The organism is Roseateles sp. (assembly GCF_031397715.1).
Lineage (GTDB): Bacteria > Pseudomonadota > Gammaproteobacteria > Burkholderiales > Burkholderiaceae_C > Paucibacter_A.
On record NZ_JANNMI010000017.1, the window covers coordinates 1 to 12,156 of the forward strand.

Below are 12,156 nucleotides of genomic sequence, written 5' to 3' on the forward strand. Positions count from 1 at the left end.
TTCGGCATAGATGGCCGGCGTCGTGTACTGGCCGGCCAACAGCGTGGCGTACAGAATCGTCGGCACGCTGCTGGCAAAGGTGGACAAATAAGCGCCCAAGTTGGCGCTGGTGTGCACCCGCATCGCGACGAACTTGCCGTCGGCGTCGAGGCCCAGCTCGGCCACGGTGGCGTGGTCGCGGCCATGCGCGTCGGTCAAGAAGGATTCGCTGCGCTCGGCGGTCCATTTGATCGGCCGGCCAAGTTGGCGGGTGGCCCAGGTCAGCGCGGTTTCTTCAGCGTAGAGAAAGATCTTGGAGCCAAAGCCGCCGCCCACATCGGGTGCCACCACGCGCACCTTGTGCTCGGGGATGCCAAGCACAAAAGCGCACATCAAGAGCCGCTCGACATGCGGGTTCTGGTTCGCCACATAAAGCGTCCAGCTCTCGTCACCGGGGTTGTAACTGGCATTCGCCGCCCGTGGCTCAATCGCGTTAGGGATCAGGCGGTTGTTGCGAAACTCCAGCCTTGTGACATGGGCGGCGCGGGCAAAAGCTGCATCGGTGGCGGCCTGGTCGCCACAGCCCCAGGTGTAGCAGACGTTATCGGGCGCTTCGGCGTGCACGCTGCTGGCGAAGTCTTTGGCGCGGGCGGTATCCACCACCGGCGCCAACTCCTCGTAGTCGACCTCAATCAGCTGCGCGGCGGCCTTGGCCTGCTCGTAGGTCTCGGCCACCACCAGCGCCACCTGGTCACCGACATAACGCACCTTGCCGTCGGCCAGCACCGGGTGCTTGGGCTCTTTCATGGCACTGCCATCCAGACTCTTGATCAGCCAGCCACAGGGCAAGCCCCCTACGGCGCGGAAATGCTCGCCGGTGTAGACCGCCAGCACGCCTTCTTCGGCTGCGGCGGCTGTTGTATCCACCGATTTGATCAGCGCATGCGCATAGGGCGAGCGCAGGAAGTAGGCATAGGTCTGGCGCGGCAGCACGATGTCATCGGTGTACTGGCCGCGCCCGGTCAGAAAGCGTGCGTCCTCACGGCGGCGGACGCTTTGGCCAATCAGCGGCGCGTTCATGGCCGCACGCCTTGGGCACCCAGCATGACGGCGCGCACGATGTTCTGGTAGCCGGTGCAGCGGCAGAAATTGCCTTCCAGCGCTTCGCGAACCTGCGCCTCCGAGTGACAACCGTGATGTTGAACCAGGTCCAGCGCGCTCATCACCATGCCCGGCGTGCAAAAGCCGCATTGCAGGCCATGGCATTCCTTGAAGGCGGCCTGCATAGCGTGCAGCGTGCCGTCGGCGGCGGCCAGGCCTTCGATGGTGGTCACTTCGCTGCCCCCTGCTTGCACGGCCAGCATGGTGCAACTCTTCACCGCGTGGCCGTTGACATGCACGGTGCAGGCGCCGCATTGGCCGGTGTCGCAGCCGATATGGGTGCCGGTGAGCGCCAGGTCCTCACGCAATAGTTGCGAAAGCAGACGCTCCGGCGCGGTGCTGCGCGTGACCGTCTTGCCGTTGACCTTGAGCGTTATCTTGCTGTCTTGGCTCATTGCTTTGTCTCCTGGAGCTGGCGGGCCGTACTTGAATCCGAGGCATCATCGCGCCGTGTCAGCGGCGGCGCCATCCACGGTTTACCCGCCTGTATGCCTGTACATGAGGCGCAGGGCACCGTTTGTTTTGTCCCAACTTGGCACAGTCCGCGCCGCTGTGCCGACTTGATGCTGCCGGCCGGCCTTGCCGCGGTGACTGTTGGCGCCGCGCTCGGGCTCAACGTACGATGACGCTATGGATAACGCTGACTTAGATGTATTGCGCCAAGTCGCCGCTTGGGCGAAGGCCGGGCGCCGTGTCGTGCTGGGCACCATCACGCGCACCTGGGGCTCGGCGCCGCGCCCGGTCGGCTCGCTGGTGGCGGTGCGTGATGACGGTGCCATCGCCGGCTCGGTATCGGGCGGCTGCATCGAAGATGACTTGATCGCCAAGGTGCGCGCGGGCACTTTGAAGCCGGCACACCCAGGCCTGCAGCGCTGGGGCGTCGGGGCGGATGAGGCGACTCGGTTTGGCCTGCCCTGCGGCGGCACCCTGGAGCTGATGCTGGAGCCACTCAGCAGCGCTTCGATGATTGAGGAATTGTTGGGCCGGCTGGACCGCGGCGAGCGCGTCTGCCGCAGGTTGGATCTGGCCAGCGGTGCGGTGGTCTTGAGCTCGCCGCTGGCCGGCGCCGCGCTGCTGACGCTCACCGAGCACAGCCTGGTCACCCACCACGGGCCGCAATGGCGGCTGTTGATCATCGGCGCCGGTCAAATGACGCGCTACCTGGCCAGCATGGCGCTGGCCTTGGACTACCAGGTGATGATCTGCGACCCGCGTAAGGAATATGCCGACGGCTTTGCCATCGCAGGCGCGACGCTGACGCTTGAGATGCCGGATGACGTGGTGGCGGCCTTCGCCCCCGACGGCCACAGCGCCGTGGTGGCCCTGACGCATGACCCCAAGCTCGATGATCTGGCGCTGCTGGAGGCGCTGGCGAGCCCGGCTTTTTATGTCGGCGCGATCGGCTCGCGCGTCAACCAGAGCAAGCGCAAGGCACGCTTGGCCGAGCATTTCGGCCTGACGGCCGCGCAACTGGCGCGCCTGCACGGCCCGGTCGGCCTGCATATCGGCGCGCGCACGCCGCCCGAAATTGCGCTGTCCATCCTGGCCCACATGACGGCGGAACGCTACGGTGTTAGTTTGAGCAGCTCGCAGCTGCGCGCGGGTGAGAGTTTGGCCGCAGAGGGTGGCTGTGCGGTCTGAGCTTTTGGCGCTGGCGCTGGCGCTGAGTTGTTGCGGCGCCGGCGCCGCCGAGTCGGTGCGCGATCAGGAAATTGCCGAATGCCGGCCCGGCGAAATCGCCACCTGGGCGGATGGCCGCGACCGCGCTGCACTCAGCAATCCGCTGTTGTTCGTGTACTGGCATGCCGGTGCGCCGGCCTGGTTTTCGTCCGCGCAATTGATGGCGGTATTGAAGCGTGCGAGTCGCGCCTGGGGCGACTGCGGCGTGAAAAGCCAGGTGATTGCCTTGGTCGGCAATGCGGAGCTGCCGCCCGGCGCGGTGGTCGTGCAGTGGAGCGAAGAGGGCAGCAAAGGCAATTTCGGCCTTGCCAACCTGGGCCAGCGCACGCTGGCGCTGAGCCCGGCCATGTTCCAGCTGCTGCGCACCCGCAACCCCAGTTACCCGGCGGAGCAAACGCTGCAAATGGTGGTGTCGCACGAGATGGGGCATTTCTTCGGCTTGATGGCGCACTCGCGCCGCTGTGTTGACGTGACTTCCTATTACAACGATGGCAAGGGCGGCAGTTGTTATGCCCGCGACCTCTCGCAGCTCAAAAGCGTGGTCGAGTACCGTTCGATCTTGCCCACCGCTTGTGACATTCAGCGCTGCCGCATCGCCAATGGCTTGCCCGGCAAAACGCCTTGAGCGTTATATTTTGAAATCGACCATGAACCATTTGGTCCCCGCGGCCAGGGCAACGCTGAAGTCCTGAGCTTGTGGCTGAGTTTGTGGCGGAGCGCCGGTCTTGCCACTGCCGCGCCGCCGGATGCCTATTCCCCCGGCCCACCCATTCTTGCGGCCAATGCCGAGCGGCCGTAGGGCGTTCTCGATGGGTGCTGATGCGCGGGCGGAATTCGAGTCGGCCAGGGCTTGGCGCTGCGCTTGGGCCCACGCCGATTACCGCCCAGTGACTTTGTACCGAACTTGGATGCAAGTCCCCCCGGGTTGAGGGGAACGGCTTGGCTGCCCACGACCCTATCCTTCGGGCACTGAGCCGGGAAATGGTTTCGGCAACGACGAAAAACAAAGGAAACCACCATGTTTGCACGCACAGTTTTGGGCGCCATCGCCTGCCTCATGATCAACACCACGGCCAGCGCCGGGGCGATCATTGGCGGCTCGACCTTGCTGGACGCCAGCGGCCTGACTCAGCTGGAGAGCTGGCTTGGCAAGGGCCAGCTGACCGTCAGCAATCTGTTCACCAAGACCAACGGCAGCAATGCGCAGTCTTTCCACCGGGCTGCCGACGGCAAGGGCGCGACCTTCACGCTGCTCAAGGTCAGCATTGACCAAGGTGCCAGTTGGGAAACGATTGGCGGCTATGACCCGCTGAGCTGGGATTCCAGCAACAGCTATCACTTCAACTACAGCGCGGATCGCAGTGCCTTCGTCTTCAACCTCAGCGACAAGGTCAAGGCGGCGCAGCGCAGCGATAGCCAGGGGCAGTACCAGACCTACAACAATTCTTACTACGGCCCCACCTTCGGGGGCGGTCATGACATCTATGTCGACTCCACCTTGAGCAGCGGTTATAGCCAGGGCTATTCTTTTGGTTATGTGGGCTCCGGCTACTTCGGCAGCAGCAGCATCGTCGATCAGAGCAAGCAATACACGCCGCTGATGGTCGGCGCGCTGGAAGTCTTCAGCATTGCTGCTTACACCCCCCCAGCGCAGCAGCATGTACCTGAGCCGGCCTCGCTGGCCCTGGTGGGCTTGGCGCTGTTCGCCGCGATCGGCTCGTCAAAATCGAAGGTACGCCGTCGCGCCTAAGCCTTGCGTCGACTGCGCAGCGTGGCGACCAGCAGGCCCAAGCCGGCCAACATCAACGCATAGCTTTGCGGCTCAGGCACCGGGGCGCTGATCGACAAGGCAATGAACTGGGTGAACTGGTTGCCGCCGAAGTTGTTGTCCGACACCAGCATCAGAGTCTGCTTGCCGTCAACCACCGGCCCGAGCGTGATGCCCTCGATATTGTCCAGGGCCAACACCGAGCCGTCGTCGTTCTTCAGCGTCGACAGGTCCAGCAGCAATTCCTTGCTCATCGCCGTGAAGCTCTGGCCCTGCAGCGATGCCAGCCCGGACACATCGGTGGCTTGGCGCGCATCGGCATAGAACAGGCGGATGGTGTTGCCGGTAGGCAGACCATGGGTCGTGGCGGACACGCCGGGCGTTGCCGCGCCGACGCCGAATGAGCGCTCGATGGTGATGAACTGGCGATCGCCGATGGCGATGAAATCGGTCAAACCATTGGTGGCGAATTGCCCTGGGATCGGGGGCAGCACCACCGGCGCGACCTGGTACACATACTCGGCGCCGGCTTGGCCGCTATTGAGGTCAAACGACAGCAGCCGGCTGTTGCTGCCATTGGCCGTGGTGGCGGCCGGGCCGTCTTGCACCAGCGCGTTCTCGGTCGCGGTCCATAGCGTCTTGCCGTCTTGTGACAGCGTCAGGCTCTCAAAGGCGAGGTTGTTGAAGATGCCGCGGTCACCGGCCTGGTTGCCGGCGACGGAGCCGGCCGGCTTGAAGTGGTCCGGCACGGCGAAGCTGCTGGCGAAGCTGCCGTCCAGGTTCATGCTGCGCACGCTCGGGTCTTGCAAGCCGGCCATGGCACGCTGGCCCTCGTTGGTCCAGTAGATGCGGTTGCGGGCGGCGTCCAGGCGCAGGCCTTCGGGGTCGACCTGGTTGGCGCCGAAGGCCTTGCCGTCGCTGTTGAGGATGGTCGTCACGGCGCTGAAGCTAACGCCGGCATTCCCTGGCGTGGCGCTGCGCTGGAACTTGGCGACATCGAGGCTCAGCTCATAGAAACGCGCCGGGTTGAGCGCGCTGCGGTCATCGCTGATGGCCAGGTAGCGGCCGGTGGCGGCGTTGTAGTCCAGACCGGACAGGCCGCCGATGGTGGTGCCCGCATAAGTGCTGCCGGACGCGACAATTTGCTGGCCTAGATAGCTCAGGCCGATCGACTCGGCTTGGGCGTTAGCAAGGCCCAGCAGGGCGCAGCTCAGAATAAGGATGGATTTCATGGTGTTTGCGCCTTCAGTGAATCAGTGGAGGGACGGCCTTGATCGCCGATGAACGCTGCCAAGGCTAAGCGGCGTGCGTGACAAATTTCACGCTTGCCGAGCGGGTGGCTGGTCCGTTTGGCTCATGCTGCCAAGCCCAAGCCGCTCGATCAGCACCGTTGTCCTACGCTCAAGCGGCGCGCTCTCCCTGGCCTTGTGGCCTGACTCGGGCCTACGCTCACCATTGTTCGCCTTGGCTGGCAAGTAGGTCAAGGCAGCGCGCGCAGTGCAGCCCCTCAACACCACAGCAAGGAATCATCCCCATGAGCGAAAAATCCGCCAGCGTTCTCTGGACCGGTGCCGGCAAGGCCGGTCAGGGCCAGATCAGCACCGAGTCCGGCGCCTTGCAGGACTACCCCTTGGCTTCGCCAGCCGTTTTGGCGACGACCGCCGCGGCAGCAATCCCGAAGAGATCCTGGCCGCCGCCCATGCCGCTTGTTTCACGATGGCGTTCTCGTTCGCCTGCGAGAAGGCCGGCTTTGCCACCGCCACGGCCGACACCCGAGCGCTGGTGCGGCTGTCGGCACAGGGCGATGGCTTTGTGATCGACCGCATCGCGCTGCGCCTGAAGGCGGTCGTACCGGGCCTGGATGAAGCCCGCTTCCAGGCAATTGCCGCGTCCGCCAAGCGTGATTGCCCGCTCTCCAAGGCGCTGGCCAGCGTGGCGGAGATCAGCTTGGAGGCCAGCCTCGAAACGGGCGCGTAGCGGCGGCGGCAAGGCGGCCGCCGCGGTCCATTTTGCAACGTCTATTTGCCCCATAGCGGGGCGATGAGGCTGCCAATCCGGCACAAACTGTTACGCAAGCAAAACTCAATGCAACAGCGCAGGCTGCAGCGCAGCAGCGCAACAGTTCAAGCGGTCTCGCCGCAGCGCTTTTCGCCCAGCGGATGAAACTGCTCGCGCCAGCGTCGATAATCGCGGCCTTGTCCTTCTGACCGCGCGTTCTTGTCTCTTTGCGCTCCAGCCCATGTCGAATCTGATTATTCACGGTGGTACGCCTTTGGCGGGCCGCATCATCCCGTCCGCCAACAAGAACGCCGTGTTGCCGATTTTGTGTGCCACTTTGCTGACGACTGAGCCGGTGCGGCTGCGCGGTGTCACCGAAATTACCGATGTGAAGAAGATTCTGGAGGTCTTCCGCAACCTGGGCAGCTCGGTCGAGATCGACTACACAACCGGCGTGCTGGATGTGCATCACCGCAACACGCATTTCGACGCCGCCCGCGACAGGCTGCCCGAGGAGATGCGCTCCAGCATCATGCTGGTGCCGGGCCTGATGGCGCGCTTTGGCGCGGCCCGCATTGAGGACGATGTGACCGGCTGCACGCTGGGCGTGCGCGAGATCGACCCGCATGTGGAGGTGTTCCAGCGCTTCGGCGCCGCGGTCGAGCGTCACAGCGACGGCCTGGTGCTGCAGGTCGAGGGCCAGTTGCAGGCGAATGACCATTGGACCGATTACGCCTCGGTCACCACCACCGAGAACTTCGTGCTCTGCGCGGCGCTGGCGAATGGCCGCTCCACGCTGATGAACGCCGCCTCCGAGCCGCATGTGCAGGAGTTCTGCGCGTTTCTGAAGTTGCTCGGTGCTCGGATCGAGGGCTGCGGCACCTCCAAGCTGACGATTCACGGCGTTGAGCGCCTGGGCGGTGGTGAATTCACTTTTGCCGAAGACTTCCACGAGATCGTCACCTTCTTGGCGCTCGGCGCCATCACCGGCGGGCAGGTGGAGGTACGTAACTCGGTACCTGAGCAGTTCCCGTTGATTGACCGCACTTTTGCCAAGTTCGGCGTGCAGATCGTGCATGAGAACGGCTGGTCACGCGCCGTCACCCATGGGCCGCTGAAGGTCAAGGAGCCGTTCACCCGCAATATTTTGCAAAAAGTCGAGGCGGCGCCCTGGCCCTATCTGCCGGTCGATTTGCTGCCGATCTTTGTCGCTTTGGGTATTCGCGCCGAGGGCAGCGTGATGTTCTGGAACAAGATCTATGACGGCGCGATGGGCTGGACCTCGGAGCTGAGCAAGTTCGGCGGCCATGCCTTTTTGTCCGACCCGCACCGCATGGTCACCTTTGGCGGCAAGCCGCTGCATGCGGCCGAGGTCGAGAGCCCCTACATCATCCGGGTGGCGATCGCGCTGCTGATGGTGGCGGCCAGCATCCCCGGCCGCTCGGTGATCCGTAACGCCACGCCGATACGGCGCGCGCATCCGCGCTTTGTCGAGAACATCTGCGGCCTGGGCGCGCGCATTGAATGGGTCGAAGGCGACTAGCTCGCTTCAGCTCCGCGCTCTCATGCCGCCTTCGATCTTGCGCGCCGGTCCGCTGCTGGCCTTGGTGATGCATCTTGCAATGCCGACCGCCAACGCCGCTGAGCCGCCAATTCGATGGTTCGTGCAAGATGCGCCGCCGCTCCTGAGTTTTGTGGATGGGCAGCCTCCCCGGCAGGCACAGGATCTGAAGAATGGTGAGGTCGACGGGTTTTTGCGTTTGTTGATCGCCGAGCTGCCGGAGTTCCGGCATGAGTTCTTCGACGCCACCTTGCCGCGCTTCGAGTTGATGGTGAAAAGCGGCGAGACCGTTTGCTCCCTGCTGCATAAACGCAGCCCGGAGCGACTGAAGGATCGCTACTTCACCAGCACCTTGCCCTGGTTGACATCGAATCAGCTCTACCTGGTGGTGCGGCGCGATCAGCTGGAGAAGTTTGCCGGCTTAGGGCGGCCGGTCGCTTTGGCCGAGCTGTTGCGGCGGCAGGATTTGAGCGGCTTGCTGACGCGAGATCGCTCCTATGGACGACAAATCGATACGCTGCTGCAAGGCCCCCATCAGGGCGCCATCAAGACCTTGTCGGTGCGCAAGGGCAGCCAACTGCTGATCATGCTGCGTGCCAAGCGCATGGACTACGTCTTGGAGACGCAAGCGGAGGTGAAGGAGTTTCTGGGGGCTGGGGAAGCTGACTTGCTGATGTTGCCGCTCAAGGAGGGGCCGACGGAGAGCCTGCGCTATGTCTCGTGCAGCCGCACGCCCGCGGGGCGTATGCAGATCGAGGCGATAGACCGTGCGATTCGCAAGTTAGCCGGCGATCCGCAGCGCGAAGTCTGGTTGCGCAACTGGCTGGGCTCCAGCCTGGACGTGCAAGAGCGCCGGCGCCTGCTGCGCTATTTGGACGAGCGCGCCCGCAGCGGCCCCCAGATCGAATGACGCGAGCCCGCAGCCCAGATCTGCCGCTGCGCGACGGCGTTTGTGCCAGCGCGGTGGCGCTGCCGCCGAGCGGCCCGTGGCTGTTGATGCTGGATTTTCTGGACCAGCGCATGCCGGCGGTGACGCGCGGCGTTTGGCTGCAGCGCATGCAAAACGCCCGTGTCTTCGGCGAGCAGGGTCAGGTCTTGACACCCGAGGCCTGCTATCAAGGCGGCGGGCGAATTTTTTATTACCGCGAGTTGGCCGCTGAAAGTGTTATCCCTTTCACCGAGCAGATTGTTTTTCAAGACGAGTGGCTCTTGGTCGCCGACAAGCCGCATTTCTTGCCGGTCACACCGGGTGGCCGCTATGTGCGCGAGACCTTGCTGACCCGGCTCAAACAGCACACCGGCTTGCTGCATCTGAGCCCGGCTCACCGCATCGACCGCGAGACCGCCGGGCTGGTGCTGTTCACGCTGCGACCCGAAAACCGGGGCGCCTATCAAAACCTGTTCCGCGACCGGCAGGTCAGCAAGGTCTACGAGGCGATTGCGCCGTTTCGCGCCGATGTGCAACTGCCCTTGATCCGCCGCAGCCGCATGCAGGAGAGTGCCGCGGCCTTTATGCAGTCGGAGGAAGTTGCCGGCGAGATCAATGCCGAGACCCGCATCGAGTTGCTGGAGCAGTTGAGCGATGGTTTAGCGCGTTATGCCCTGCACCCCAGCACTGGCCAGCGCCACCAGCTGCGCGTGCACATGAACGCGCTGGGGCTGCCGATTGTGGGCGACAGCATCTATCCGCAACTATTGCCCCAACAGGACGCCACCGACTTCAGCCGACCGCTGCAATTGCTGGCCAAGGAGCTGCGCTTTGTTGACCCGCTGAGCGGCCAAGCGCGTCACTTCGAGAGCGGGCTGCGGCTGGCGGTTTAAGAGACCACCGACCCAGCTACGCCAGACCCGCACCCATCCCTTTTATCCCCTTCATCCTGGCTCATTTGTCTTGTTTGTCTTGCCGGAGCGCCACGCCCGATCTGCGGCTGTTTTGTTCGGCCCGGAGAAAATTTTGGGCCTGGATGAAGGGGATGAAAGGGATCAAGGTCAAGGAGCGAACAGCATGGTGAGGTCTAGCCGCCTGCCGCCTGGTCTCGCCGCAGCAGCGCCGCGCTGTACTGCAAGAATTCATCCAGATGCTCGGTGATCACCTTGACGGTGATGGGCAGGAGCAGGGTTTGATACTCATGAACGGCGATGTTTCTGAAGCCAATCATGGCCTTCAAACCTTGCGCCAAGTCGGCCTCTATCCAGCCGGCACTCGCCAGCAGCGTGAAGACGTCGCGGGCTCCCTGCGGCAGGCCCAGGCGCTCGCGCCGGATCAGGTGCTGGCCCATGTCCAGGGCGGCTTCACAGGCACGTTGGATATTCAGGATGGCGGCGTCTTGGCGCGTGAAGTCGGTGGCAAAACCGGCACCCGCTGCGGCATATTCCTCACGTGCTCTTGCAACACAGCGCTCTATCGTGGCCGCCTTGTTGAGCAGTACATCGTCAGCCATAGACCCGTCCATTCTTGGCAATATCGCTCAGCAGCCCCGCGCGAGCTTCGTCCAGTGCGGTCTTCTCGCTCAGCACAAAACACTCGAACACACCGGCCGCAGGCTGCTGCGCCCAGAGGCGTTGGCCGGTCGTGATGACCTGGTACTGCATCACCGTACTGGCCGCGCGCAGGTCCAGCAGGTCGACACCGCAGCCGACCAGCTCGGCGAGCTCGCCGGACAGACTCCATAACAACAAGGGGTCGACCATGCCGGCCACCAGCACGGCCAGATCGAGGTCGCTATCCGGCCCGGCCGTGCCCTGCACCTGGCTGCCGAAGGCATGGACGGCGAGCAAATTCGGCAGGGCCGCCCGCAGCTTGGTGACAAGCGGGCCGTCGGGATGGAGGTGCTGGGTTTGCATCGCGGGATCTTAGCCGCGCCCAAGACTCGATAATGCGGGCTCACACCTTGGACATCATGGCGCTTACCTTTTCAGTCGAACAACCCGGGCTTCCGGGCATGTGCCTCATTGCAGATGCGGTCGAAAAGCTGGCGCGCGATTCCGACCACAACGAGCGGGGCGCAATTTTCACTCGCCGTGAGGTGGTGGACTTCATGCTGGACTTGGCGGGCTACACGGTGAGCCACCCGCTTCACCGTATGCGGCTGCTTGAACCGTCGTTTGGCGGTGGCGAATTTTTGCTGGCTGCGGCCACTCGACTGGTCGCAGCGGCCCAGGCGGCAGACGCTAGCGTTGACTTGGCGGACTGTATTCGTGCCGTCGAACTGCACGGCAACACCTTTACTGCGACCCGCGCCAAGCTGATCGATCTGCTGGACCGGTCTGGCATCGCCGCAACGGAGTCGCGCCGCCTGGCCGGGGCTTGGCTGCTGCACGGAGACTTTCTGCTCTCTGAGCTTGCGGGCAAATTCGATTTCGTCGTGGGCAATCCGCCCTATGTGCGCCAGGAGCTGATTCCGCCCCCGTTGCTGGCCGAGTACCGGCGGCGCTACGTCTCCCTCTACGACAGGGCGGACCTCTACGTGCCCTTCATCGAGCGTTCGCTTGAACTGCTGGCGGACGGCGGGCAGTTCGCGTTTATCTGCGCCGACCGCTGGACCAAGAACAAGTACGGCGGGCCGCTGCGCGCCATGGTGGCGAGGGCGTTTCACCTCAAGGCCTATGTGGATATGGTGGACACCCCCGCCTTCGATTCGGACGTGATCGCCTATCCCGCGATCACGCTGATTGAACGGGCCGCACCTGGGCCGACCTTGGTGGCCAAGCAACCGGGCCTCTTGGCGTCCGAACTTAGCGAACTCGCAGACGTGCTCCGGGCCGGCAAACCCTGCGCCGAACTGGGCGTCGCTGTCGTCGAGCAAGCGAGCATCGGGGCCGAGCCCTGGGTGTTGAGCTCATCCGACAAGCGCGCCCTCTTGCGGCGCTTGGAGGGCCTGTTCCCGACCTTGGAAGAGGCCGGCTGCAAGGTCGGCATCGGTGTCGCCACCGGCGCGGACAAAGCGTTCATTGCCCCCATGACCGAGCTCGACGTCGAGGCGTCACGCAAGCTGCCTCTTGCCACGAC

General features: G+C 64.0%; 12 protein-coding genes and 1 pseudogene. 8 read left to right on the plus strand and 5 right to left on the minus strand.

Annotated features, from left to right (window positions below; all coding sequences use genetic code 11):
- Together RMO57_RS00780 and RMO57_RS00785 are read right to left on the minus strand one after the other, a co-directional pair.
- Positions 1-1,059 (minus strand): xanthine dehydrogenase family protein molybdopterin-binding subunit (locus tag RMO57_RS00780; protein ID WP_310383337.1); only part of this gene is annotated, 1,059 nt, incomplete at its 3' end.
- On the minus strand, positions 1,056-1,535 hold the full coding sequence (locus RMO57_RS00785; RefSeq protein WP_310383339.1) for a (2Fe-2S)-binding protein: 480 nt from the start codon (positions 1,533-1,535) through the stop codon (positions 1,056-1,058). The genes RMO57_RS00785 and RMO57_RS00780, both read right to left, overlap by 4 nt.
- 235 nt (positions 1,536-1,770) lie before the next feature.
- On the opposite strand from RMO57_RS00785, the gene RMO57_RS00790 reads away from it, so the two are divergent.
- The 3 genes from RMO57_RS00790 (at position 1,771) to RMO57_RS00800 (ending at position 4,570) form a co-directional block, all read left to right on the plus strand.
- Positions 1,771-2,781, plus strand: a complete 1,011-nt coding sequence (locus RMO57_RS00790) for an XdhC family protein (protein WP_310383341.1) — start codon at positions 1,771-1,773, stop codon at positions 2,779-2,781.
- Positions 2,771-3,445 (plus strand): hypothetical protein, encoded by a 675-nt coding sequence (locus RMO57_RS00795; protein WP_310383344.1) that lies wholly within the window; start codon positions 2,771-2,773, stop codon positions 3,443-3,445. The genes RMO57_RS00790 and RMO57_RS00795 overlap by 11 nt, the downstream gene beginning before the upstream one ends.
- A gap of 393 nt (positions 3,446-3,838) precedes the next feature.
- Positions 3,839-4,570: a PEP_CTERM-anchored TLD domain-containing protein gene (locus tag RMO57_RS00800; protein WP_310383346.1), complete on the plus strand. Its 732-nt coding sequence runs from the start codon at positions 3,839-3,841 to the stop codon at positions 4,568-4,570.
- Here RMO57_RS00800 and RMO57_RS00805 read toward each other — a convergent pair.
- Positions 4,567-5,820 carry an esterase-like activity of phytase family protein gene (locus RMO57_RS00805; RefSeq protein WP_310383348.1) on the minus strand — a complete coding sequence of 418 codons (1,254 nt, stop codon included), beginning with the start codon at positions 5,818-5,820 and terminating at the stop codon, positions 4,567-4,569. The genes RMO57_RS00800 and RMO57_RS00805 overlap by 4 nt on opposite strands.
- 302 nt (positions 5,821-6,122) lie before the next feature.
- On the opposite strand from RMO57_RS00805, the pseudogene RMO57_RS00810 reads away from it, so the two are divergent.
- The 4 genes and pseudogenes from RMO57_RS00810 to RMO57_RS00825 all read left to right on the plus strand — a co-directional run bounded on the left by RMO57_RS00810 (position 6,123) and on the right by RMO57_RS00825 (position 9,968).
- Positions 6,123-6,565 (plus strand): annotated as a pseudogene (locus RMO57_RS00810) (OsmC family peroxiredoxin).
- A gap of 262 nt (positions 6,566-6,827) precedes the next feature.
- A complete protein-coding gene (locus RMO57_RS00815) occupies positions 6,828-8,129 on the plus strand; it encodes a UDP-N-acetylglucosamine 1-carboxyvinyltransferase (RefSeq protein WP_310383350.1) in 1,302 nt (433 codons plus the stop codon).
- A 22-nt stretch (positions 8,130-8,151) separates the two neighbouring features.
- Positions 8,152-9,057, plus strand: coding sequence for a hypothetical protein (locus RMO57_RS00820; RefSeq protein ID WP_310383352.1), 906 nt, complete (start codon positions 8,152-8,154; stop codon positions 9,055-9,057).
- Entirely contained in the window at positions 9,054-9,968 is a 915-nt protein-coding gene (locus RMO57_RS00825) for a pseudouridine synthase (RefSeq protein ID WP_310383354.1), read from the plus strand. The genes RMO57_RS00820 and RMO57_RS00825 overlap by 4 nt, the downstream gene beginning before the upstream one ends.
- A 194-nt stretch (positions 9,969-10,162) precedes the next feature.
- Here the strand turns inward: RMO57_RS00825 and hepT are convergent, their stop codons facing one another.
- The gene (hepT, locus tag RMO57_RS00830; protein ID WP_310383355.1) at positions 10,163-10,588 is read right to left on the minus strand and encodes a type VII toxin-antitoxin system HepT family RNase toxin; all 426 of its coding nucleotides are present in this window, start codon (positions 10,586-10,588) and stop codon (positions 10,163-10,165) included.
- A complete protein-coding gene (gene mntA, locus RMO57_RS00835; protein ID WP_310383357.1) occupies positions 10,581-10,991 on the minus strand; it encodes a type VII toxin-antitoxin system MntA family adenylyltransferase antitoxin in 411 nt (136 codons plus the stop codon). Before mntA ends, hepT begins: the two co-directional genes overlap by 8 nt.
- 56 nt (positions 10,992-11,047) lie before the next feature.
- On the opposite strand from mntA, the gene RMO57_RS00840 reads away from it, so the two are divergent.
- Positions 11,048-12,156: Eco57I restriction-modification methylase domain-containing protein (locus RMO57_RS00840; RefSeq protein WP_310383359.1), on the plus strand; the 1,109-nt coding region annotated here is incomplete at its 3' end.